This window comes from Cupriavidus sp. U2 (genome assembly GCF_009663685.2).
In the GTDB taxonomy this organism is placed as follows: Bacteria; Pseudomonadota; Gammaproteobacteria; order Burkholderiales; family Burkholderiaceae; genus Cupriavidus; species Cupriavidus necator_C.
Window position 1 is genome coordinate 266,249 of sequence record NZ_RCOG02000012.1, and the last position, 23,970, is coordinate 290,218.

A 23,970-nucleotide genomic window follows, 5' to 3' on the forward strand; every position below is an offset into this window, starting at 1 on the left:
GGGTCTCCTCAGGCCGGTACGGCGGTTTGCGCGGTGCGCCGCGAATGCGCCAGCAGCACCGCGATGGCGCAACTGCCGATGCGGGCGCGCACGCTGTCGGCGCGGCTGGTCAGGATGACCGGGACGCGCGCGCCCAACACGATGCCCGCGGCCTCGGCGCCGGCCAGAAACGTCAACTGCTTGGCCAGCATGTTGCCGGCTTCCAGGTCCGGCACCAGCAGGATATCGGGGTCGCCCGCCACCTCCGACTTGATGCCCTTGGTATCGGCGGCGGCCTTGCTGATGGCGTTGTCGAACGCCAGCGGCCCGTCGAGCAGGCCGCCCTCGATCTGCCCGCGCAGGCTCATCATGCACAGCGCAGCGGCTTCGATCGTCGAGGGGATCTTGTCGGTGACGGTCTCGACGGCAGACAGGATCGCCACCTTGGGCCGCTCGACCCCGAGCACGCGCACCAGGTCGATGGCATTTCGAACGATATCGGCCTTTTCGTTCAGCGTGGGGAAGATGTTGACGGCCGCGTCGGTAATGAATAGCGGCTTGTGATAGCTCGGCACATCCATCGCGAACACGTGCGACAGCCGCCGCCCGGTGCGCAGGCCGCTGGCGCTGCGCGCCACCGCATGCAGCAATTCGTCGGTGTGCAGGCTGCCCTTCATCAGCAGTTCGGCCCGGCCCGTGCGGACGGCCTCGACCGCACAATCGGCCGACGCATGGCTGTGCGGCGCGTCGATGATCTCGGTGTCGCCCAGCGCCAGCCCATGCTCCTCGGCCACGGCGCGGATGCGGGCCGCGGGGCCACACAGGATGGGCACGATCAGCCCGAGGCGCGCCGCTTCCAGCCCGCCATCGAGCGAAGAATAGTCGCAGGGATGCGCTACGGCGGTCGGGATGGGCGGAAGGCCCTCGCAACGTGCGAGCAGCCGGGCGTACTTGTCGTCGGACGATGGGGTCGGCATGGGCAGGTACCTGGTGAGCCATCGGGACAGCACCCGGCAGGGCATGCGGATGCTGCGTTGCGCAAACGTTCCGAGCCAGTATAGGCCAACGCGGGCGCCGTATCGATGACTTGGTTCTGTCACTTGCGAAGCGGCCCGACGCATTGGACTTTGGTAACGGTTGTCAGGGCGCGCCCGGGCTGGTAGATTTTTACTGTTGCATCGCAGCAAGCGATGTTCGCGCCACGCTGCATGCCATCTGACTCCGCCAATCCCCAAGGAGAAACGGAAATGAATGCACGCCAACCTGTCCCGGGGCAAGCATCCGGACAGGACGCCCCCGCCCAGGCCGCCCCGCAGGGCAAGCCGGCTGATCCAGCCGCATCGGCTGCCCAGGCCACCCTCCCCACTTCACCATTTCCTTCCGCGATATTCCCGTCCGCCATGTTCCCGCCGGTGCCGATGAATCCGTTGGCGCAGGCCGCCTGGGAATACGGGCTCGACGCCTGGCAGCGTTCCATCCTGTTTCTCGACGTGCTGCGCCAGCGGGGCAACGAGACCGCGGAGCACGAGCGCGGTGGCATGCCGCCCGTGCTGGTCTTCGACTACGAGGTGCTGATGGACGGGCGCGATCTGCCCCGGCCGGTGAACTACGCTCTGTTGCGCATCGTGCCGCCGGAAGCGCATCCCACCGACATGACCCGGCGCCCGTTCGTGGTGATGGACCCGCGCGCGGGTCACGGCCCCGGCATCGGCGGCTTCAAGGCTGACAGCGAGATCGGCAACGCCATCCGCACCGGCCATCCGTGCTACTTCATCACGTTCTTCCGCGACCCGTGCCCGGGCCAGACGATCGAGGATGTGGCGCGTACCGAGGGCAAGTTCCTGCAGGCCGTGGCCGAGCGCCATCCCGATGCGCCGGGCAAGCCGTTCGTCGTCGGCAATTGCCAGGCGGGCTGGGCGCTGCTGATCCTGGCTGCTGCATCCCCGGAAGCGACGGGCCCGATCCTGCTGGCCGGCGCGCCCGTGGCATATTGGTCGGGCGTGCGCGGCAAGAATCCGATGCGCTATTCGGGCGGCCTGCTCGGTGGCACGTGGCTGTCGTCGCTGGCGGCCGACCTGGGCAATGGCCGTTTCGACGGCGCCTGGCTGGTGCAGAATTTCGAGAAGCTGAACCCGTCGAACACGCTCTGGGAAAAGCTGTACAACGTCTATGCCAAGGTCGATACGGAAGGGCCCCGCTTCCTGGAATTCGAACGCTGGTGGGGCGGCCACTTCCTGATGAACCGCGGCGAAATCGACTGGATCGTGCAGAACCTGTTTGTCGGCAACCACCTGACGGCAGGCGAGGTGCGCAGCAGCGACGGCCAGACCGTGATCGACCTGCGCAACGTGCGCTCGCCGGTGATCGTGTTTGCCTCCTGGGGGGACAACATCACGCCGCCGCAGCAGGCGCTGAACTGGATTCCCGATCTCTACGCGAGCGTGGACGAACTGGTGGCCAACGATCAGACCATCGTCTATTGCCTGCATCCGTCCATCGGCCACCTGGGCATCTTTGTCTCGGGCAGCGTGGCCAACAAGGAGCACTCGGAGCTGTTCTGCGCGCTGGACCTGATCGACGTGCTGCCCCCGGGGCTGTATGAAGCGAAGATCGAGGACGTTGCACCTGGGTCCCCGCACACTGACCTGATCGAAGGCCGCTACCTGGTGCGTTTCGAACGCCGCACCATCGACGACATCCTGGCCCTGGACGACGGCCGCGAGGACGAGCAGCCGTTCGAGGTCGTGCGCCGCGTGGCCGAGATCAACCAGCATCTGTACGATACCTACGCATCGCCATTCGTGCGCGCCATGTCGAACGAGGCCACGGCCGAGGGTATCCGTGCGATTCACCCGTCGCGGCTCGAACGCTCGCTGTTCGCCGACAGCAACCCGTGGATGCAGTGGGTTGCCACGATGGCGCCGGTCGTGCGCGACGCGCGCCAGCCGGTGTCCGCCGACAATCCGCTCCTGGCCATGCAGCAGGCCGTGTCCGACCAGATCGTGCGCTCGCTCGACCAGTATCGCGATGCGCGCGACGCCTGGCAGGAGCGCATGTTCGAATCGCTCTACGCCACGCCGTGGCTGCCGGCGATGCTGGGCATGACGGCCACGCCGAAGGCACCGGAGTCGCCCGCCATCACGGCCCTGCGCAAGGAGGTGGCCGAATTGCGGCGGCGCGAGGCAGAACGCGAGATCGACACCGGCACGCCGCTCGATGCCTTCCTGCGCGTACTGTCCTATGTGACGCAGGGCCGCTCGGCCATCGAGGAGCGGCCGTTCAACCTGCTGCGCAAGCTGGCGCGCGAGAACCCGCCGGAGCAGCGCATCACGCTGGCGGAATTCAAGGACGCCGTGCGGCGGCAGAGCTATATCGTCAGCCTCGACCCCGAAGGGGCCATCCGGGCGTTGCCGGCACTGGTGCCCGAGATGAAGGAGCGCCGCCGCATCATGGTGCTGGCGCACCGCGTGCTGACCGTGGGTGGGCCGCTCGATGCCGAATGGCTGGCGCGTTACCGCGAGGTTGCGGAGATATTCGGCACCGACCACGGCAACGGCAAGGCCACGCAGGAGGCGCGGGCGTAGCGGTATGTCGCTGGCGCGCTGCCTCGCCCGCGAAGCCAGCAGAAAGAGCCAACAATGGGAGGTTTGCGCATGCTCCAGGTTCCTAGTCCCCCGCTGTCCGGCAACCGCGTGCTCGTCGTTGGCGTCGCCAACGAGGATTCCATCGCGTGGGGCTGCGCACGTGCGTTTCGCGAGATGGGCGCCGAAGTGGCCCTGACCTATCTGAACGACAAGGCCTACCCGCATGTGGCGCCGCTGGCCGAGCAGATCGGGGCGCCGATCCTGATGCCGCTGAACGTGGAAGACGACGCGCAGATGGATGCGCTGTTCGCGCGCATCGGCGAAGTCTGGGGCCATCTCGATTCGGTCGTGCATTCGGTGGCCTTCGCGCCCAAGGCCGACCTGCAGGGCGGGCTGCTGCAGTCGTCGGCCGCCGGCTTTGCGCGGGCCATGGATGTGTCATGCCATTCGTTCATCCGCATGGCGCGCCGGGCGGTGCCGCTGATGGGGCAGGGCGGCACGCTGTTCGCGATGAGCTATGACGGCGCCAACCGCGTGGTGCCGAACTACGATCTGATGGGGCCGGTCAAGGCCGCGCTGGAAGCCACCTGCCGCTACCTGGCCTACGAGCTGGGGCCGAAGGGCATCCGCGTGCATGCCATCTCGCCGGGGCCGCTCAAGACGCGCGCGGCGTCCGGGCTCAAGGATTTCGATGTCCTGCTGGCCGAGGCAGCCGGCCGTGCGCCGCTGGGCGAACTGGTCGACATCATGGATGTGGGCTTTACCACCGCGTACCTGGCCACGCCGTATGCGCGCCGCGTGTCGGGCAATACGGTGTACGTGGACGGTGGCGTACACATCATGGGGTGAAACGTGCGATTGCCGCATCGGCCGGCCGCCACGTGGCAAAGCGCGGCCTAGAATACATGCATCACCACTTTCCAATGCGGGAGAGGCTGCCATGCAGGTGTTGATCCGCGGGCTGCATCGTGATGTGACCGAGGAAATGCTGCGGGACAAACTCAAGGACTACGCCACGGTGAACTCCGTCGAGATCGTGCGCGACGGCGATGCCGATCACCCGTGGGCGTGGGTGGACCTGGCGGTCGACCCGTTCACCTGCTGGCGCCTGCTGCGGCAATTCGACAAGCAATACTTTGCCGGCAGCATCATGCGCTGGTACATCCCGGCCCACCAGAGTTGACGCCGGCCCGCTGGCGGGCCCGCACCGGGTGCTTCTGGCGGTACCATACGCGTTCCCTTCATTACACACAGGTCAGCGCATGCTCGAACTCCAGGGCGCCATCTGGTTTCGTGCCGGCAAGCAGGATTGGGGCGGTCGCGACCGCATCGCGCTGCTTGCCGCCATTGGCGAACACGGCTCGATCACGGCTGCCGCGCGTGCGGTGGGCATCAGCTACAAGGGCGCATGGGATGCCATCGATGCCATGAACAACAGCGCCGGCGAGCCACTGGTCGTACGCGCCGCCGGCGGCAAGGGCGGCGGCGGCACACGGCTGACCGAGCGGGCCGCGCGCCTGATCGCCACCTACCGCGCAATGGAAGCCGAGCACGCCCGGTTCATCGCTCACCTGGAGCGGGCCGGGGCGATGTCCGACGCCAATCCCGAAGATATCCATCTGATCCAACGCATGATGATTCAGACCAGTGCGCGCAACAAGCTGTTCGGCCGCGTGGAGGCCGTGCGGGCCGGCGCCGTCAACGACGAAGTCACGCTGGCGCTGCCGGGCGGCCTGCGTATCGTGTCCACGATCACGCACGAGAGCGTGGAAACACTGGGCCTGGCGCCGGGCGCCGAGGCGTTCGCGCTGGTCAAGGCGTCGTCGGTGCTGATCGGGCTGCCGGACCCCGTCGCGCGGCTTTCCGCCCGCAACCAGTTGCCCGGCACGGTCGCCCGTGTGGTGCCCGGCGCCGTCAATGCCGAGGTAGTACTCGAACTCGATGGCGGCGGCACCGTGGCGGCCATCATCAACAACGGGGCGCTGGCCGACCTGGACCTGAAGGAAGGCGTGCGCGCGCTGGCGATCTTCAAGGCATCGAGCGTCATACTCGGGACGATGATCTGAGCCATGGCACGCAATGTCGAAATCAAGGCGCGCATCGGCAGCGTCGGCGCGCTGGTGCCGCGTGCTGCGGCCATCGCCACCGAGGGCCCGGAACGGATCGAGCAGGACGACACCTTCTTCCCGTGCCCGAACGGGCGCCTGAAGCTGCGCGCGTTCGACGCAACGTCGGGCCAGCTGATCTTCTACGCGCGGCCCGATCAGGCCGGGCCCAAGGAGAGCTTCTATATCCTGTCGCCCACCGCGTCGCCAGACACGCTGCGCGACGCGCTGACCGCTGCGCACGGCACTATCGGGCGGGTGCGCAAGGTGCGCACGCTGTTTCTGGTGGGCCGCACCCGCGTGCATCTGGACCGCGTGGAAGGGCTGGGCGATTTCCTGGAGCTGGAAGTGGTGCTGCGCGACGGCGAGGCGGTGGATGCCGGCGTGGCAGAGGCCCACGCGCTGATGGCCCGGCTGGGCGTGGCGCCCGATGCGCTGATCGAGGGCGCCTATCTTGACCTGCTGCGCCAGCAGGTTGCCTGACCGCTACACAGCGTGGTTGCTCGCGGGCGCGTAGACCGGCGGGTGCCGGTGCGCGCGGCCGCTGGCGTGGATGCGGCCTTCGCGGATTTCGAGCACGTGGTCGCCCAGCACTTCGACGTCTTCGGGGTCGTGCGAGATCATCAGCATCGGCACATCCAGGCTTTCCTGCAGCGCGCGAAGTTCCTCGCGCATCCGCGTGCGCAAGGTCGGGTCCAGCGCCGAAAACGGTTCGTCCAGCAGCAGGATGTCGGGCCGTGCCACCAGGGCGCGGGCCAGCGCCACGCGCTGCTTCTGCCCGCCTGAAATCTGCGACGGATACTGGTTGACGATCTCCCCCAGGCCAAATGCCTCGACCCAGCGTGCGGCTTCGGGCGGCAGCGCGCGGCGCGCCGGATTGCGCCAGCCCCGCCTGAGCCCGAACGCAATGTTCTGCGATACGGTCAGGTGCGGGAACAGCGCGTAATCCTGAAAGAGGTAGGCCACGCGGCGCTCCTGCGGCCGAACGTCGATGCCGGTGTCGCTGTCGAACAGCGTGCGGCCATTGAGCACGATGCGGCCGCTGTCGGGCGCCATCAGGCCGGCAATGGCCCGCAGCGTCAGGCTCTTGCCGGCCCCGGACGGGCCGAACAGCGCAACGCGCCCGCTATCCGATTCGAATGAAATATCGAGCGCGAACTGGCGATCTTGCGATGCCATGCGTTTCCGGACGGTGATCTGCATGCTCATGTCGATCTCACCCCCTGATGGCGTCGCGCCGGAACCTGCGGCGCTCGAACACGGCGTCGGTGCCGCGCTGGGCCGGCGGCACGAGCCGCGCGGCCACCACCAGCAGCACGATGCAGGTGAGCGACGTCACCAGCACCAGCAGGTTCGCCGTGTCGTCGTTGCCGGCCTGCACGGCCTCGTAGATGGCGACCGACAGGGTTTGCGTGCGGCCCGGCAGGTTGCCGGCCACCATCAGCGTGGCACCGAATTCGCCCAGCGCCCGCGCAAAGGCCAGCAGCACACCGGCCACGATGCCGGGCAACGCCATGGGCAGCGTCACGCGGAAGAAGATGGCGGATTCCGAGACGCCCAGCACGCGGGCCGCATTTTCAAGCTGGTGATCGACGCCCTCGAACGCGGCGCGCGCCGACTTGAGCACCAGCGGAAACGCCACCACGGTCGAAGCCAGGACCGCGCCCTGCCAGGTGAATACCAGTTCGATGCCCAGGTTTTCCAGCCAGGCCCCGAATACGCCCCGCCGTCCCACCAGCACCAGGAGGTAGTAGCCCAGCACGGTAGGGGGCAGCACCAGCGGCAGCGTCAGGATGGCATCGACCACATCGCGCGCCCGCGAGCGCCAGCGCGCGATGGCATAGGCGGCGGCCACGCCGAGCACGGCATTGAGCAAGGTAGCCCATCCCGCCACCTTGAGCGACAGCAGTAGCGGAACCCAGACAGCATCCATGGCGATGACTTCAGACAGTGATTCGGGGGAACGGGGTTGCCAGGGCAGGCCGTGGCGACTCAGGGCTTCTGGAAACCGTACCTGGCCAGCGTGGCCTGGCCTTCCGGCGACAGCACATACTGCACGAACGCATTGGCCTGGGGCGCCTGCCTGCTCTGCGTGGTCACGGCGATCGGATAGGTCACCGGCGTGGTGGCAGGCACGCGCGCGGCCACCTTGACCTTCTCCGGCATCACGGCGGCGTCGGTGGCGAACACGAAGCCGGCATCGACCTCGCCGCGCGCCACATAGTCCAGCGCCTGGCGCACGTTCTGGGCCGGCACGCCCTTGGCCTCCACTGCATCCCACAGCCCCTGCGACGCCAGCGCGCCCTTGGTGTAGCGGCCCACCGGCACCGACGACGGGTTGCCGTAGGCAACGCGCCTGATATCGGCGCGGGTCAGGTCCTTCGGCGCGGCGATGTTCAGCTTGCTGTCATGGGGCACGATCAGCACGATCGCATTGGCCGCGAAATCCTTGCGCGTGGCGGCCTGCACGACCTTTTCGGTCTCGGCCTTGTCCATGGCGCTCTGGTCGGCCGAGGCGAACACGTCGGCCGGCGCACCCTTGACGATCTGCTGCATCAGCACGTCCGACGCGCCGAAGTTCAGCACCACCCTGGTATCGGGATGGGCGCGCTCGAATTGCTCGCCCAGCTGCTTGAACGCGTTGGTCAGGCTGGCGGCGGCAGACACGACCAGGTCGGCGGCAAAGGCCGACGGCGCGGCCAGGGTCAGGGCAAGCAGGGCGGCGCCGGCGGCGGCACGGCGCGCAAGGGGATAGAGGCTCATGGCAGATGCGGCGGAAGGGTATGGAGTGCTCGATGGTTTGCATCCGCAATATAAGCGGCTATATAACGCAGCGTCAATTGCGCCAACGGATAAGGGTCTTCAGCGGACCGAAATCGTCCTGGCAGCCCCCGGGGTGCCGCATAAATATGACGTTTTTGGCATATGTGCGCGGATTGTCACGGTAATGACGCGATTTCGCCACTTCCCTGCCATCCCGGCTTCCGACAATTCCCCAAGCTGCACCATAAACAGAACACGACAGGGAAATCCGAGACCATGCAAAACCATCGCATCCGGGCCGCCATGCTGGCGGCCGTGGCCACCGCCGTGCTGGCCGCCTGCGGCGCCGACGACAACAACAACGCGGGCAGCGGCAACAGCGGCGGTAACGGCGGTAACGGCAACACGTCGATCCCGGCCGGCACGAAGTCCACGCTGGCGCTGCTGGAAACCACCGATCTGCACACCAATGTGCTGAGCTATGACTACTTCAAGCTCGCCGAGGACAAGTCGATCGGTTTCGAGCGCGTGGCCACGCTGATCAAGGCGGCACGCGCCGAATTCCCGAACAGCCTGCTGCTGGACAACGGCGACACCATCCAGGGCACCGCGCTGTCTGACTACCAGGCGCTGGTCAAGCCGATCGGCTGCGGCGAGACGCTGGCCATGTACAAGGTGATGAACGCGGCCGGATTCGACGGCGGCGGCATCGGCAACCACGAGTTCAACTACGGCTTGCAGTACCTGAGCCAGGTCACGGGCAACCGCTTCCAAGTCGATGGCCTGCCCGACCCGTCCGCGCAGCAGACCTGCGCCGGGCCGAAGTTTCCGCAGGTGCTGGCCAACGTCTACAGCGTGAAGACGCGCCAGCCGCTGTTCCAGCCGTACGCGATCCTGAACAAAACGATCACGGCGACGGGTCCGGACGGCAAGACCGTGTCGGCACCGATCAAGGTCGGCATCATCGGCGTTGCACCGCCGGCCATCCTGAGCTGGGACAAGCGCTGGCTCGACGGCAAGGTCTACACCGAAGGCGTGGTCGAGACCGCCAAAAAGTACATCCCCGAAATGCGCGCCAAGGGCGCGGACCTGGTGGTCGTGATCTCGCACGGCGGGCTGGACAATTCCACGTACTCGCCGACGATGGAGAACGGTAGTTATCACCTGTCGAAGGTGGAGGGCGTGGACGCCATGCTGATCGGCCACTCGCACCAGATCTTCCCCGATGCAACCAGTACGGTGAGCCAGTTCAACCTGCCGGGCGTGGACAAGGCCCGCGGCACGGTCAACGGCGTGCCGACCGTGATGGCCAACTACTGGGGCAAGCACCTGGGCGTGGTCAACCTGGCGCTGAACTACGACGGCAAGAACTGGAGCGTGGACCGTGCCAACACCAGGGTCGAGGCCCGCTCGATCCAGAATGCCGACAAGACCTACGTGGCCGCCGACGCCAGCGTGGCACCGGCCATCGACACCGAACACCAGGCCACCATCCAGTACGTGAAGACGCCGATCGGCAGCACGAACTACCGCATGACAAGCTACTTTGCCGATGTGGGCGACCCGGGCGCGATCCAGATCGTGAACCAGGCGCAGGCGAAATACGTGAAGGACTATATCGCCGCCAACCTGCCGGCGCTGGCGTCCCTGCCCGTGCTGTCGGTGTCGGCACCGTTCAAGAGCGGTTTCGGCGGCGGCAACGACTATACCGACGTGGCGTCCGGCAATCTGGCCATCAACAACGCGGCCGATCTCTACCTGTACCCGAACACCGTCTACGCGGTAAAGGTCAATGGCGACGAACTGAAGGCCTGGCTGGAAACCGCGGCCAGGCGATTCAACCAGATCAACCCGGCGCTGGCCACCGAGCAGCCGCTGATCAGCACGTTCCCGGGCTACAACTTCGACATGTTCACCGACGCGGACATGCAGTACGAAATCGACGTGACGCAGACGGTGGGCAACCGCATCAAGAACCTGACCTACAAGGGGGCGCCGGTCACGTCGGCCATGGACTTCATCGTGGCCACCAACAACTACCGCGCCAGCGGTGGCGGCAACTTCCCGGGCCTGGACGGCACCAAAACGGTCTACGCGTCGCCGGACGCCAACCGCGACGTGCTGATCCAGTACGTGAAGGCCGTCGCCAACGTGACCCGCGCCGCCAACGGCAGCGCCCGCAGCTGGCATTTCACGAAGGTGGCGACCGCCGGCGACGTGGTGTTCAGCTCGGGCGTGGGCATGCTGGCCCAGGCAGCGGCGGGCGGCGTGGCCGGCGTGTCCCTGGTCGCCGCCGACGACGGCTCGGGCAAGAACCTGTCGAAGTACAAGATCGATCTGAACCAGTAATCCATCCACGATGCCAGCTACTGCTACCGCCTCCGCCGCGCCCGCGCGCGCGGCATCGCGCCGCCTGTCGCGCCGCCTGTTGCGCATACATCCGCTGTTCGTGGTCGCAACCGTGGCGCTGACCGTGGCCGCAGCCGGCGTGGCCGGTGCAGCGATGTGGCGGCACCAGTCCGACACGCGCCACGCCGAACTGTCGCAGTGGCAGTGGCTGGCGACATCGGCTGACGATGCCGGCGCGCTGGATCAGCTGCAGCAGGCCGCCCGCGCCGGCGAAACGGCTGCGCGGGCCGCACTTGGCGAAACGATGATGTCGCGCACCGACGCGGCCACGCGTGCAGATGGCGAACGCTGGCTGCGCATGGCGGCAGACAGCGGCCATGTGCGTGCCCAGTTCCTGCTCGGCAAGGCGGCGATGCTCGGCACGCTGGCCACCGGCCGGGCAGACCTGCCGCTGGCCTGGCGCCTGCTCGATGCGGCGGCCAATGGCGGAGACATCGGTGCGGCCTACTACCTGGGCCTGTTGTTTCGCGGCGGCCATGGCCGCACGCCCGATCCGGCCAGCGCGGCACGCTGGTTCAAGGTGGCCGCCGATGGCGGTGTGGCGCAGGCCATGTTCCTGCTCGGCAATGCCTATCGCGAAGGCGAGGGCGTGGCGCAGGACGATGCCCGTGCGGTGGCGTGGTACGAAGCGGCGGCCGAACGAGAGCATCCCGCGTCGATCCAGACGCTGGCCATGGCCTATCGCAACGGCGAACTGGGGCTCGTGCAGGACGACCGCAACTACCGCCAGCACATTGCCGAGGCGGCGCACGCGCTCAAGCATCCGGCCATCAATCCCTGATGGCCCCGCCCACCCGGGCGCTCCACCGCCGGCCCCCGCTACTGATAGCTCATCGTGAACGTCGCCAGGCCACGGACGGTGCCGGCCATGACGTTGCCGGTGGAGACGTATTCGGCGCTCATACGGATGTTCGTGACGCCGCTGGATTGACCGACGCGCCACTGGTTCACCGTCCCTGCCGTGGCCGAGTCGGGACCGAACCTGACAGGCTCGTTGTCCGGATTCCGGATGCGCAGGCGCACGCCTTGCGCCGTGGAATCGCTGGCCAGCGTAAGCAGGTCGGTCCGGTTGCCCGGCATCGTGGCGTCTGTCAGGGTGATGAAGACGTTCGTGTCGGTATCGCACTGCAGGCCGATGAAGAAGCCAGTGCGTCCCGTGGTGGCGCCGGCTTCCTCCAGTGCCATGGCATGTGCGGGTTCCATGGGAACCGCAACGCTCGGGGTGGTGACGCGGCAGGAGCGCGATGCCACGGTGCTGTTACCCATCGAAACGGTTGCCTGTGTGCCCGACGCGCTGCCGTTGTCCCGGTTGATACTGCGAAGCGAGTAGATGGGGCCGATGTTGATCTGGCCATTGGTGTTGATCTGCCCGGTCTTGACCAGTTGGTGCGTCATGATCAAGGTTCCCGTGTAGCCGTTCGTCAGCGAGTAAGCGTACGTGGAAAGCGTCCTGTAAGTGCCCGCGGACGTGTCGGAAGCCCTGCCAGGGGCACCCCCGGCTCCGCGGCCAGTTCTCTGGGCCGTGGCGCGAATGCCGATGCCGGGGATGCCCGATTCCCATACGTCCTGAACCGTGGAGGATGCATTCAACGTGGGCATGAGCTGGACGGATATGCCCCGGCTGTTGTATCGCATGCGCGGACATCTGACTGAAATCGTTACCGTTCTCTGTTCGCTTATCGTCGCCCCTATTGGCGCATCCCGCGATACGTTGATATTCGAGAAGGCGAAACTGGACGATTGGGGTCCGAGTGTGCACTGCTGGGCAAGGGCGCTGCCCGACGTCAGCCCGAGCAGACACGTGACGAGCCCGGGCAGCATTGCGAAGACATATCGTCCAGCACGATATGCAAAGGTCTGAAGTGTTGTCATGTTACCCCTCATGGACTGCTGGCCACCCGCGGATGGACGCGGTGGCAGGCAGTGAATCCGTCGAGCGAAATGCAGCAGGTGTGGCGCCGCCGCCCGCGTGCCATGCCCCATATCGACCCTGCTGGGCGGCACGTCTGGATGTTTTCAGCTCGGCGGTCACCGGAGAACACGGGTGCTGAAACCCGATTGGCCCATTCCCGCCCTGACATCGGCAGCGTTGCTGCCACGGACGGGGACGGTGCTTCTACTAGCCAGTCATTGATAGCTCATCGTGAACGTAGCCAGCGCCCGGACTGTCCCGGGGCTGACTGTGCCGCTGGCCACGTACTCGGCACTCATCGCGATGCTGTCGGTTGCGTCCGACGCGCCCACCCGCCACTGATTCGTGTTGCCCGCGACAGGCGAGTCCGGCCCGAAACGCACGGGATTGTCGTCGGGGTTGCGGATGCGGATACGGACCCCGCGTGCCGTCGATGCGCTGGTGAGCGTGAGCAGGTTGGTGCGGTTGGCGGGCCTGGTCGCGTCGGTCAGCGTGATATGGACGTTCGAGCCGGCATCGCATTGCAGCCCGATGAGGAAGTTGGTTCTACCGGCACTGTCGCCGCGGGTCCGGAGTTCCGTCACATTGACATTGCGCAGCGGCACATCGACGCTGGGCGTGGTGACGCGGCATGTCAGCGCGTTGAACGCCGAGTCGCGCAGGAACACCTGTGCCTGTGCGGCCGAGGTGACGTTGGCGGGAATGTTGTGGCTGCGCAGGGCGAACATGTTGCCCGTGGAGATATGGCCCGTGCCAACGATCTGTCCCGTCTTGATCAACTGGTACGAGAAGCGGTAAGTCCCCGTGTAGGGGGCCGAACGCGCGACGCGCGGCCCGAAATCGGTCTTGCTGCCTGTGCCGACACTGGACACCACCGCGTTCCGGAAGTCCACGGAAATCACGCGCACGCCGACGCCCTGCGTGCCGGTGGCCCACACGCCCGTCACGCCGGTGGCAAGCCGCAGGCTGGGAAACAGCTGCAGATAGAATCCGGGACCTCCGACGGACGGGCCGCCATAGTCAGCGGGATTGGCCGGGCAGGTCACCTGTGCAGCGGTGGTCACGACTTCGCTCAATGCGGTGCCCACCACGGCATCCCTGGGGATGCTGAAGCCGTTGAACGCGATGGAGGCCGCGTCCGACTGGATCGTGCATTGTCGAACCGGTCGATCCTGCGCGTGGACGATGGCCGGCAGGCAGGCCAGCAGTCCGGACGCGATGACTCTGCCCACGCATGGGCTGCGGTGCGGGTGTGGCATCATGCTGATCACGCTTTTGCCTCCGTATCGGGCTGAGGCTGGCATACGGCGCGCACCTGGGCATACGTGGTGGCGTTCTTGTCCCGTGGTGGCAGTTCGTATGCAATGGTGCAGCGTTGGCTGTTGTCCGTGCCCCAGGTCACCTGCAACTGTCCGGCCTGCTCGATGCCGCGCGCGAAGATGATGCCGCTCTGGCCCACCACGCCGATATCCGCCTGCTTGTCGTCCGACACCGTCGCTCCGAAGGGCAGCGGCTTGCCGTTCGGCAGGGTGGCGGACACGATGGCCGAACGGCCAGTCAGCGCCGCAAACGTGATCTTCACTGCGGCGTTTGCACGCGGTGCCACCTGGACGCTGGTTGCGTCCAGCGAGACGTCCAGCGGCAGGCCTTTCGGATTCAGTTCGATCGTGTTCATGTTGTAGGGCTGCAGGTACGGCACGATGGCGTAGCCAAACGCGTCGATCCTGACGCCCGGCGCGTTGGCAACCCGCGCGCCCGAGGCGCCCTTGGCCTCGACAATGCCGATGGTGTCGCCCAGATAGTTGGCCAGCGTGACGCCGCCCGCGTGCGCCACGAGCGCGCCTTGCAGGCCGCCCGAGTACTGGGTGTATCGGCTGCCGCCGCTGACCGACGCCGATACCGTGGTGTACGGCGTGCGGTACTGGACATTGCCGCCGCCCGTTGTCGCGTGCGGCATCCGGTCGACGTTCAGGCCGTAGGTCACCGCGTTGTCTTCCAGCGCCGTGCCGCTCAGCCGCATCTGCTGCGATGACTCGCTGCCGCTGTTGTGCGTCCCCGAGAAGGACAGCATCGGGGCATGGCTGCCCTTTCCCAGGGGGACGGTCAGGCTGGCGAAGACCTGCGTGCTGAACCGCGCGGTCAGTAGTTCGCGCTGGCGCGACGCCGCGATGTTGTAGGTCATCGGCAGCCCCAACAGGTTGGCTGCGTTGCTGTAGCCCACCTGGAACATCAGCGCCGTGCCGCGCCGATTCAAGTACTCGGCAGACGTGCCGGTCAGATAGAGACTTCCCCATCGATCGCCCAGGCCCTGGTTCAAGGTGAGCTGGATCTGGCTGCGCTGGCGGTCCACCGCGCGGGCGTTGCCACCGCTGGAACGCGCGGCAAATGCATCGCGCATCGTCCAGAAGCCGCGGGTTGCGTAGCGGTATGCCGCGATGGTCATGTTGGTGCTGGTCGTCGGCACGAACTTGCTATAGCTGATGCGCACGCTCTGCCCGCTGCTGTCCTCGAAGCCGGGGATCATGGCGCGCGCATGCGTGGCGTCCAGTGCGAAGGCGCCCACGGGCAGGTTGAAGGCCGCGCCAAGCAGCCCCGCCTGGTATCCCTCCGAGAGCACAAGGCCCGCGTAGCCCGTGACGAGATTGTTGAAGCCGTGCTGCACCGTGCCCTGCACGAGCTTCTCGCGCCTGTTCCGGATGCTCGACCCGGTGCGGTATTCGCCTGCCGCCGCCGAATAGCGGGTGATGCCGGGGCGCAGCAGTTGCACGACCGACGCATAGGGCACGGTAAAGCTGCTCTGGCTGCCGTCGGCCTCGGTCACCGTGACCAGCAGGTTGCCGCCGTAGCCGGTGGCATAGAGATCCCTGATCTCGAACGGGCCGGGGGCGACGGTCGTCTCGTAGAGCTTGTTGCCGTTCTGCGTGACCGTGACGCGCGCGTTCGAGCGTGCCACACCGCGTACCAGCGGCGCATAGCCGCGCGACGAGTCCGGCAGCATCCGGTCGTCGCTGGCCAGGTTCGCGCCGCGCACGGAGAAGCTGTCGAAGACGGCACCATCGGTATAGGCGTCGCCCAGCGTGAGCTGGCTGCGCCAGGCGGAAATGTCCCGCTGCACATAGGTGGCGATGTTCTGGTAGTTGTAGCTGTCCTTGCCGACCGACTGCCAGCTCATCGACGATCGCTGCCGCAAGTGCCACGGCCCGATGTTCAGGCCCGCATCGAGCCCCAGGTACGTGAACGTGCCCGCGCCATGCCCCGTCGTGTGGAACGTGTTGAGGTTGTAGGCAACCGTGGCCGACGGCACGCCATCGTCAAGCAACTCGGGGCTGACGCTGCCGCGCGGCGTGCGGCGCAGCAGGGCCTGGGCAATGCTGAGGTCGAGGCGCAGGTCGTTGAGGTTGAACGACCAGCCGATGTCCTCCGAGATCGCCGACGGTTGGGTGCATTGGCCCCGGATGGCCCGCGCAATGGCGTTGCGGCTGGTCGACGGCAACGCCTGCTCGTCGAGGTTGAGCCGGGCAATGACCGCGCCGTCCATGCAGGGCGCCACGCCGGTGTCCTGCGGACGGAACCGCACGGTCTCGCGTGCAATCCACGCGCCGTTCAGGTAGATGTCGACGGGATAGTCGCCGGGCGAGACCGGGTTGCCGTTGGCGAAGCGGCTGACATCGACCATGGAGCCGTCCGACCGCTTCAGGAACTGCGCGTTGAACTGCACCGTGGCGACCGTGGCCGCCTCGCCGGACTCACCAGCCAGTGCCGCCGCCGGGAGCGACGTGACCAGTACCCAGTGCGCGGCCAGCACGCGCGACGGCCTTGGTCTTGGCTTGTGCATCGTCATTGCCCGGTGACAGCTGGCGCGGCCGGCCGCTTCCTGTGGGTGCCCGTGACGGCAGCGCCAAAGTCGTTGATAAACGTGTAGTGCACCTCGTCCGGCTCGCCAGAGGCGGGGTGCGTGCCGTCGATGGGGAACTCCACCGTCGCGCCGGGCTTTGCCATGGCACCGGCGTCAACCGCGTACACATGGCCGCGCGCGGTGGCCTCCACCCTGGTGTAGGTGATGTGATAGGGCGTCGGGTTCAGGGCGGTCAGCACCTGCCTGCCGTCGTCCTTGCGCACCAGGCGCCAGGCCACCCGGGCGGGCGCGCTGGACGCGTCGCCGGGCAGGCCGGCGGGGCGGAATAGCAGCTTGATGCGCGTCCGGAATGCAAACTGCAGCGAGTTCTGCTGCGCAGTGCCGCCCGACGCCACCGGCGGGACATCGAGCACGTTCAGCCAGAACAGCGACTCGCGATCACCGGGCAGGGGCTGCTGCAGGTGGATGATGCGCAGCGTCTGTCCCTTCTTCGGATCCAGTCTGAACAGCGGCGGCGTCAGCGTGAAGGGCGATTTCGCTTCCTCCGGCGAGGCGTTCGCGTCGCCGTCGTCGATCCATGCCTGCACCAGCGATGGCGTGTCGCCCTCGTTGGTGACCTTGAGGGTGACCTCCCGTTCCGATTCCGGATAGACGACGCGGGTCCCGTTCAGGACCACGGACGCAAGGGCGCCGGGCGCGGCCAATGCCAGGAGAACGGCAGCCATGGCTGCGCGGTGGCGAGATGTCTTGAGCATGATGAACGGCGGGCTGTAAGGCCGGCACGAGGCCGGCCGGTAGTGCTGGCATGCGGGAGGGCATGCCGGCGGACGCGAGCACGGATGGCGCCGCTGGTTACGGGTACACGACCGAATACGTCAACGCGGACGTGAAAACGCCCGCGGTGGCCGCACCGCCCGTTGCCACGTACTGCGCGTAGTACTGCAGCGAAGCCGTGCCGCCCGTGATGGCCACTTGCTGGGTGTTCTGCGAGGCAAACGCAGCGCCCACGGCGACGTTCGTCAGGTCGGCATTCAGCACACCGATCTGCACGTTGGTAGCGGCTGTGATGCCGGGGGTATCGTCGGTTGCGGGCGCGCTGACGGTGGTGTTGATCAGGCGGCCCGTGGCCAGGTCCACGGCGGCGCCGGGCTCGAAGTAGACCGCCACGTCGGCGGTGGCGGGCGTGCAGCCGGTGAGCTGGAAGTTGAACGGCGTACGGCCGGCGATATTGCCCGCGGTCGCCAGGGTCGACGCCGAAACGGGCGGCAAGGCCACCGTGAAGTCGGTGCCCCCGCCATTGCCGGAGATCGTGCAGGTATTCGTGGTGATCCGGCCGGTAAAGGTGATGGTACCGTCGGAGGCGGATGCGGCCGGACTCAACACGGCAAGCAGTAGGGACGCTGCGAGGATTTTCGTTCGATGGTGGTTCACTGTGGACCTCATGTCATGGGTTGAGAGGGATCGCTGCCAGGCCGGACCGGGAAGGTCGGACAAAGCGCAAAGACAGCCATGCCGCGAATCAGGCGCAACCATGCAAAAGGCATCTGCCCCGGCACGGCGCGCATGACGCCGCTTGCGCATCGCGCGTTCCTGACGGGGACAAACAGTACCGATACGGATAATCCTGCTGAATCGTTATTTTCTGGAATTTGGCGAAAATAATTCTTTGATTTTTGGGAGTATTTCTATTGCTTTTCGGAAGCTTCCGAGACGGCCAACGTGCCGTAGTTTCACGGGTCTGAGCGGATAATCCATGCCATGGCCGTATTCATCGTCCGGCATGGAATCGAATGCCGATTTCTGATCAGAAATTTCCTTAATTCGCACTGAAGGAGGCAACCCAACGAAACGGCGATGCCGCCTGCGGTATGCTTCCGGCGTGCCCCCAACCGAGGACCTGCCATGAAGACCGTCTACCTCGCCGGCTTCGACGTATTTCGCAAGGATGCGCTCGCCTGGGGCGAGCATCTGAAGACGCTTTGCGCCCGGTATGGCTTCGAAGGGTGCTATCCGCTGGACAAGGCGGCCCCGAAGGGGTTGTCGGGGCCCGACACCGCGCAGTGGATCTACGAGGCCAATATCGCGCTGATCCGGCGGGCCGATATCGTGATGGCGAACCTGGACGACTTTCGCGGCCCCGGGGAGCCCGACAGCGGCACGGCCTTCGAGGTCGGCTTTGCCGTGGCGCTACAGAAACCGGTGTGGGGCTACGCGGCCGATGCCGGCACGCTGCTGGACCGCGTGCGCGTGTCCACCGACGACGATGGCGATGCGCGCGACGCCAACGACTACGTGGTCGAGAACTTCGGCCTGCCGATGAACCTGATGCTGGCCTGCAGCGTGCGGCTGGTGAAGGGCGATGCCGAGGCCTGCCTGGCCGAGATGGCCGGGGCCGACCGGCGCCGCGCCGCGCGTCGTGCGCAGGCCCAGGCGCAGGCCAATGGCGACCCGGAGGACTAGCTGCCTACTTGCCCGCCTGGCGGGCCGGTGGGGCCGGGGCGGGGGCCGGGGTGGGCGCCAAAGCGGGGGCCGAAAATGCGGCCGTGCCGCCCTGCACGCGCAGCGATTGCACGCCGGCGGCAATATCCGATGCCGTGGTGGCCACGATCTGGCGATAGGCGCCGACCACGCCATCGACCTGGCCCGGCGCGGGCAGGTCGGCTTCGGTGCGCCCGCTCAGCACGCGGCCATCGGGCAGGCGGCGCACCGTCCATGCGATCGATGCCCCCGCGCGCTGGCCCGGATCGGCGTCCAGCCGCACCACTTCGGTCGTGATGCGGAACACCGGCGAGACGTCCGAGATCCCTTGCTGGTACGTGTCCACGGCCCCCAGGTTGCCCTGCAACTGCTGCGACAGCGCATCGCGCAGTTCGTCGGGCAGCGGCGACGACCAGCGCGACTGGTCGAGCAGCTTCACATTGCCCGTATTGCCATCGGTCACCACCAGTTGCGCGCGGTTCAGGCGCTCGGGCACGCGCACCGGCGCGACCTCGATCCATACCGGCTGCGTGGCGGTGGCATTGGCGGGAGGGGTTGGCGCGCCGGCCGGTGCGGCGGCACCGGTCGCCAGCGTGTAGTAGCGGGGCTCGGGCGAGGCACAGCCGGCCAGCCATGCCGCCGCCAGCAGCGTCGCGCCAAGTGTCAGCGAACGTTTCATCATTTGTCCTCCGTCTTGCCGCGCAGCAGCGCCTCGGGGTGGCGTTCCAGATAATCGGTCAGCGCGCGCAGCGACACCGCCGTGCGCGTCAGTTCCTGCAGCATGCGCCGCGTGTCCTGCTGCAGCGGCGCATCCGACGCCAGCGTGCCGTTGGCCGCCGTCAGCGTCCGGCGCGCATCCTGCAGCGCGGCCAGCACCTGCGGCGCCACGTCGCCATTGAGCTGCGCCACAAGCTTGTCGGCGGTCTCCAGCATCTTGTTCATCGACACGATGGCCGTGCGCGCATCCTGGCCGATCTGCTCGAACGGCACCTTGTCGATCTTGTTGACGATATCGCCCAGCTTGGCCTGCAGTTCGTCGAACGTGCCAGGCGTGGTCGGGAATTCCGGCATCGGGGCTTCGAGGTCGATGTCCTTGGCCGGCGGCGCCTTCGGGAAGAAGTCGAGCGCCACGTACAGCTGGCCGGTCAGCAGGTTGCCGGTGCGCAGCTGCGCGCGCATGCCGCGTTTGACCAGCGCCTGCACGATGGTGCGCTTGCGCGCCTCGTCGGCCACGTCGCGTTCGCGGAAACCCATGCGCGACGGATAGAGCTCCACCACCACCGGCATGCGGAACGCCTTCCTGTCGCGCTGGTATTCGATGCCGATCGAGCGCACCTGGCCCACGATCACGCCCCGGAAGTCCACCGGCGCGCCCGGCGACAGCCCGCGCACCGACTGGTCGAAGTTCAGCACGGCCAGCGTCGGCGCCAGTTCCTCGGGTTCCTTCATCGCCTCGGCCTGATCGGCTGCCAGCAGATACTGGGTGTTCTCGGCGGCCGCCTCGTGCGCGCTGGTGTTCTCGGGCGCCTGGAATGCCACGCCGCCCAGCAGCACGGTGACCAGCGATTGCGTGGACAGCTTCAGGCCGCCGGCATCGAGCTTCAGGTCCACGCCGCTGGCGTGCCAGAAGCGGGTATCGGCCGTCACGAGCTTGTCGTAGGGCTTGTTGACGAACACGCGCAGCGTGATATCGCGCCCGTTGGGCTCCAGCTGGTAGGCCACCACCTGGCCGACCGGCACGCGCCGGTAGTAGACCGGCGAGCCGATATCCAGCGATCCCAGGTCCTGCGCACGCAGCACGAACTGCCGCCCCGACGCATCGGCGGTGACCACCGGCGGCACTTCCAGGCCCGTGAAGCTGCGCCGGCTTTCAGTGGACTTGCCGGCATCCACGCCGATATAGGCGCCCGACAGCAGGGTTTCCAGCCCCGACACGCCGCTGATGGCAAAGCGCGGCCGCACCACCCAGAAGCGCGTGTCCTTGACGGCGAAGTTCTCGGCGTCCTTGGTCAGCTCGATCGAGGCCAGCACGTGAGACCGGTCGGACGCGAGCCGCACCGACTTGACCAGCCCGATGTCCACGTCCTTGTAGCGCACGGCGGTCTTGCCCGGGGTCAGGCCCTCGGCGGTGCGGAAGGTGACGGTGATCTCGGGGCCGCGCGACGTCAGCGTGTTGACCAGCAGCGAGATGCCCACCACGGCCGCCACGATCGGGATCAGCCAGACCAGCGATGGCAGCCACGGGGCGCGGCGCTTGCGCGCGGGCTGGGGTACGCCGGGCGATGGGGTAGGGGTATCAGGATCGGGCATTGTCGGATTCCGGCAATTTCGAAGGGGCGGGCGGGTCGAGCGAATCCCACAGCAGGCGCGGGTCGAACGACAGCGACGCCAGCATGGTCATGACCACGACGGAAGCAAAGGCCAGCGCCCCGCCCCCGGGAATGATGGTGGCCAGCGCGCCGGCGCGTACCAGCGACGCCAGCAGGGCCACCACGAAGATATCGAGCATCGACCAGCGGCCGATGATTTCGACCAGGCCATAGAGCCGGGTCTGCTGGCGGATGCGCCACGTCGATTTGAAATGGACCGATGCCAGCAGCAGCGTCAGGATCAGCATCTTCAGCAGCGGCACGATGATGCTGGCGATCAGCACCACGCCGGCCAGCATGTGCGAGCCCGACAGCCACAGGTAGATCACGCCGGACATGATCGTGTCGCGCTGCGTGCCCAGGATCGATTCGGTCACCATCACCGGCAGCAGGTTGGCCGGGATGTACAGGATGAACGCCGACAGCAGGAAGGCCCAGGTCCGGGCCAGGCTGGCCGGCTTGCGCTGGTGGAGCGTGGCACCGCAGCGCGGGCAGGGCTGGCCCTCGAGCGCGATCGGGCTGACCAGGTCGCAGGCGTGGCAGGACAGCAGGCCGCCCGATGTCGCCGTGGGCACCTGCGCCAGGGGCGTGCGTTCGTCGTCGTCGGTCAGCTCGGCCACCACGTCGGCGGCCATGCGGCGCGAGCGGGCCAGCTGTTCGCGCGCCTGGGCCGTGCGCGAGGGGCGCGGGCCGGTCACGCGGTGTCCTCCCGGGGCGGGGCCTCGTCGGCGCCGGCCGGCTCCAGGTAGTGCCACAGGTCGCGCGGGTCGAACGACAGCATCGCGGCCAGCACCACCACCAGCGCGCCAAACGACCACAGCGCCACGCCCGGAATCACCTGGGCCATGGTCGACAGCTTCACCACGGTCACCAGCACGCCGATCATGAAGACCTCGATCATGCCCCACGGCCGCGTCTGGCGGATGCCGCGCACGATGCGGTCGAAGCCGGGCGGCATGCGATGGCGCGCCATCGGCACCAGCAGGTAGCACATCATCAGCATCTCGGCGAGCGGGAACAGGATCGTGGTGCCGAACACCAGCATCGCCACCAGCGTCATGTGGTCGCTGTGCAGCGCCTGCACGGCCCCCCATAGCGTGGTCTCGGTGCGCACGCCCTTGAGGTCCATCTCGACGATCGGGTAGGTGTTCGATACCAGGAACAGGATCAGCGCGGTGACCACCAGCGGCAGCAGGCGCTGGTAGGCGCGGCTGCTCTCGCGGTACAGCACGCCGCCGCAGCGCAGGCAGGTGGCGCGCTCGCCCGGCGCCAGCGGGGTGCGCTCGTAGAGCGCGTCGCAATACTCGCAGGCCACAAGCCGGTGCAGGTCCTGCGCCGGCGGCTGGGATGAGACGTGCGCGTCCGGCGTCATGCGTCCGGCGTCAATTGCGAGGGCGGCGCCGGCGTCACGTCGGTCACGCCAGGGCGTTCCTGCGAGCCGATGGTCCAGTCGCGCAGCAGCGCGTAGGCCACCGCCAGCACGGTCGGGCCCAGGAAGACGCCCAGGAAGCCGAAGGCCAGTGCGCCGCCAAGCACGCCCATCATGATCCAGATCAGCGGCAGGCCGGTGCCCTTGCTGATCAGCAGCGGCTTGATGACATTGTCGGCCATGCCCACCACCGCGCCGCCCCAGACCACCATGAAGATGGCCCAGCCGGTCTCGCCGCTGTGATAGAGCCACAGCGCGGCCGGAATCCACACCAGCGGCGGGCCCATCGGCACCACCGACAGGAAGAACGTGATCAGGCCCAGGATGGCCGCGCCGGGCACGCCCGCGATCCAGAAGCCGATGGCGGCCAGCACGGCCTGCACGAACGCGGTACCCAGCACGCCGTAGACCACGCCCTTGATGGTGCCGCCGGCCAGCGCCATCAGGTGGTCGGCGCGCTCACCGGCCACGCGGCGCATGCCGCCACGCAGCCAGTCCACGGCCAGTTCGCCGCCGGTATAGAAGAAGAACGCCAGGATGATCGACAGGGCCAGCTGGCCCAGGCCGCCGCCGATGGACAGCCCCGCGCCCAGCACCGCATGGCCCACCGGCGCAATCAGCTTGCGCAGGTTGGCCACCATTTCGGAGTCGGCGTGGATGATCTGGTCGTAGTTCGATTGCAGCTGCGGCCCCACATAGGGCAGGCTGCTGAGCCATTCGGGCAGTTGCGGGATGCCACGCTCGGCGTAGCGGTTGACCAGGCCGGTCAGTTCGTCGATATGGGCCGAGAAGCTGGCGCCGGCATAGACGAACGGGCCCAGCACGATGATCGTGGCGATCAGCACGCAGATCAGCGCGGCCAGCCCGCGCCGGTTGCCCAGCCACCGCGTGAGCACGGTGTAGGGATACCACGAGCTGTAGGCCAGGATCGCGCCCCAGACCAGCGCGGTGGCAAACGGGGCCAGTACCAGCAGGGACCCGCCGATCAGCGCGATCAGCGCAAAGACCGCGGCGAGCTTTTCAATCAGTTGTCCGGAACTCATCGTTGCACGCCAGTCCGGCGCCCATGTTGCGAGAACGCCGTAA

Annotated in this window: 22 protein-coding genes; 8 read left to right on the plus strand and 14 right to left on the minus strand. The window is 67.2% G+C overall.

The genetic code is table 11. From position 1 onward, the window contains the following. Positions 1–8 precede the first annotated feature (8 nt). Complete coding sequence (locus tag D9X30_RS11425; RefSeq protein ID WP_153946686.1) at positions 9–956, minus strand: phosphate acetyltransferase; 948 nt, start codon at positions 954–956, stop codon at positions 9–11. A 423-nt stretch (positions 957–1,379) separates the two neighbouring features. Here D9X30_RS11425 and D9X30_RS11430 point away from each other — a divergent pair, with 423 nt between their 5' ends. The 5 genes from D9X30_RS11430 to D9X30_RS11450 all read left to right on the plus strand — a co-directional run bounded on the left by D9X30_RS11430 (position 1,380) and on the right by D9X30_RS11450 (position 6,151). Further along, positions 1,380–3,563, plus strand: coding sequence for a DUF3141 domain-containing protein (locus D9X30_RS11430; RefSeq protein ID WP_153946815.1), 2,184 nt, complete (start codon positions 1,380–1,382; stop codon positions 3,561–3,563). Positions 3,564–3,632: 69 nt separating this feature from the next. After that, entirely contained in the window at positions 3,633–4,412 is a 780-nt protein-coding gene (fabI, locus tag D9X30_RS11435; RefSeq protein WP_153946687.1) for an enoyl-ACP reductase FabI, read from the plus strand. Positions 4,413–4,503: 91 nt separating this feature from the next. Further along, a complete protein-coding gene (locus D9X30_RS11440) occupies positions 4,504–4,746 on the plus strand; it encodes an RNA recognition motif domain-containing protein (RefSeq protein ID WP_153946688.1) in 243 nt (80 codons plus the stop codon). A 79-nt stretch (positions 4,747–4,825) separates the two neighbouring features. Beyond that, on the plus strand, positions 4,826–5,629 hold the full coding sequence (locus D9X30_RS11445; protein ID WP_153946689.1) for a TOBE domain-containing protein: 804 nt from the start codon (positions 4,826–4,828) through the stop codon (positions 5,627–5,629). 3 nt (positions 5,630–5,632) lie between these two features. Next, positions 5,633–6,151 (plus strand): class IV adenylate cyclase, encoded by a 519-nt coding sequence (locus D9X30_RS11450; protein ID WP_153946690.1) that lies wholly within the window; start codon positions 5,633–5,635, stop codon positions 6,149–6,151. Between the two features lie 3 nt (positions 6,152–6,154). On the opposite strand, the gene D9X30_RS11455 is transcribed toward D9X30_RS11450, so the two are convergent. Genes D9X30_RS11455 through modA form a run of 3 tightly spaced genes read right to left on the minus strand, consistent with a single transcriptional unit; the run spans position 6,155 to position 8,431 of the window. Then, positions 6,155–6,877, minus strand: coding sequence for a sulfate/molybdate ABC transporter ATP-binding protein (locus tag D9X30_RS11455; RefSeq protein WP_153946691.1), 723 nt, complete (start codon positions 6,875–6,877; stop codon positions 6,155–6,157). Positions 6,878–6,884: 7 nt separating this feature from the next. Continuing rightward, the gene (gene modB, locus D9X30_RS11460) at positions 6,885–7,601 is read right to left on the minus strand and encodes a molybdate ABC transporter permease subunit (RefSeq protein WP_153946692.1); all 717 of its coding nucleotides are present in this window, start codon (positions 7,599–7,601) and stop codon (positions 6,885–6,887) included. Positions 7,602–7,660: 59 nt separating this feature from the next. Further along, positions 7,661–8,431 carry a molybdate ABC transporter substrate-binding protein gene (modA, locus tag D9X30_RS11465; RefSeq protein ID WP_153946693.1) on the minus strand — a complete coding sequence of 257 codons (771 nt, stop codon included), beginning with the start codon at positions 8,429–8,431 and terminating at the stop codon, positions 7,661–7,663. A gap of 276 nt (positions 8,432–8,707) precedes the next feature. Here modA and D9X30_RS11470 point away from each other — a divergent pair, with 276 nt between their 5' ends. Further along, on the plus strand, positions 8,708–10,780 hold the full coding sequence (locus D9X30_RS11470) for a bifunctional 2',3'-cyclic-nucleotide 2'-phosphodiesterase/3'-nucleotidase (protein WP_153946694.1): 2,073 nt from the start codon (positions 8,708–8,710) through the stop codon (positions 10,778–10,780). 10 nt (positions 10,781–10,790) lie between these two features. Then, complete coding sequence (locus D9X30_RS11475; RefSeq protein ID WP_153946695.1) at positions 10,791–11,621, plus strand: tetratricopeptide repeat protein; 831 nt, start codon at positions 10,791–10,793, stop codon at positions 11,619–11,621. Between the two features lie 38 nt (positions 11,622–11,659). On the opposite strand, the gene D9X30_RS11480 is transcribed toward D9X30_RS11475, so the two are convergent. From D9X30_RS11480 to D9X30_RS11500, 5 genes are all read right to left on the minus strand, one after another. After that, positions 11,660–12,235 (minus strand): fimbrial protein, encoded by a 576-nt coding sequence (locus D9X30_RS11480; RefSeq protein WP_194946478.1) that lies wholly within the window; start codon positions 12,233–12,235, stop codon positions 11,660–11,662. A 732-nt stretch (positions 12,236–12,967) separates the two neighbouring features. Next, positions 12,968–13,984 carry a fimbrial protein gene (locus D9X30_RS11485; RefSeq protein WP_194946479.1) on the minus strand — a complete coding sequence of 339 codons (1,017 nt, stop codon included), beginning with the start codon at positions 13,982–13,984 and terminating at the stop codon, positions 12,968–12,970. A 35-nt stretch (positions 13,985–14,019) separates the two neighbouring features. Continuing rightward, the gene (locus D9X30_RS11490; RefSeq protein ID WP_228770824.1) at positions 14,020–16,587 is read right to left on the minus strand and encodes a fimbria/pilus outer membrane usher protein; all 2,568 of its coding nucleotides are present in this window, start codon (positions 16,585–16,587) and stop codon (positions 14,020–14,022) included. 2 nt (positions 16,588–16,589) lie between these two features. Next, positions 16,590–17,333 (minus strand): fimbria/pilus periplasmic chaperone, encoded by a 744-nt coding sequence (locus D9X30_RS11495; protein ID WP_228770825.1) that lies wholly within the window; start codon positions 17,331–17,333, stop codon positions 16,590–16,592. 127 nt (positions 17,334–17,460) lie between these two features. Beyond that, positions 17,461–18,039, minus strand: a complete 579-nt coding sequence (locus tag D9X30_RS11500; RefSeq protein ID WP_249640943.1) for a fimbrial protein — start codon at positions 18,037–18,039, stop codon at positions 17,461–17,463. A gap of 471 nt (positions 18,040–18,510) precedes the next feature. Here D9X30_RS11500 and D9X30_RS11505 point away from each other — a divergent pair, with 471 nt between their 5' ends. Next, positions 18,511–19,068, plus strand: a complete 558-nt coding sequence (locus tag D9X30_RS11505) for a nucleoside 2-deoxyribosyltransferase (protein ID WP_153946701.1) — start codon at positions 18,511–18,513, stop codon at positions 19,066–19,068. Between the two features lie 4 nt (positions 19,069–19,072). On the opposite strand, the gene D9X30_RS11510 is transcribed toward D9X30_RS11505, so the two are convergent. Genes D9X30_RS11510 through D9X30_RS11530 form a run of 5 tightly spaced genes read right to left on the minus strand, consistent with a single transcriptional unit; the run spans position 19,073 to position 23,927 of the window. Then, entirely contained in the window at positions 19,073–19,768 is a 696-nt protein-coding gene (locus tag D9X30_RS11510) for a PqiC family protein (RefSeq protein ID WP_153946702.1), read from the minus strand. Further along, positions 19,765–21,396 carry a PqiB family protein gene (locus D9X30_RS11515; RefSeq protein ID WP_153946703.1) on the minus strand — a complete coding sequence of 544 codons (1,632 nt, stop codon included), beginning with the start codon at positions 21,394–21,396 and terminating at the stop codon, positions 19,765–19,767. The genes D9X30_RS11510 and D9X30_RS11515 overlap by 4 nt, the downstream gene beginning before the upstream one ends. After that, positions 21,383–22,090 (minus strand): paraquat-inducible protein A, encoded by a 708-nt coding sequence (locus D9X30_RS11520; protein WP_153946816.1) that lies wholly within the window; start codon positions 22,088–22,090, stop codon positions 21,383–21,385. Before D9X30_RS11520 ends, D9X30_RS11515 begins: the two co-directional genes overlap by 14 nt. Positions 22,091–22,149: 59 nt before the next feature. Continuing rightward, on the minus strand, positions 22,150–22,827 hold the full coding sequence (locus tag D9X30_RS11525) for a paraquat-inducible protein A (protein WP_153946704.1): 678 nt from the start codon (positions 22,825–22,827) through the stop codon (positions 22,150–22,152). Continuing rightward, positions 22,824–23,927 (minus strand): AI-2E family transporter, encoded by a 1,104-nt coding sequence (locus tag D9X30_RS11530; RefSeq protein WP_153946705.1) that lies wholly within the window; start codon positions 23,925–23,927, stop codon positions 22,824–22,826. Before D9X30_RS11530 ends, D9X30_RS11525 begins: the two co-directional genes overlap by 4 nt. Positions 23,928–23,970 lie beyond the last annotated feature (43 nt).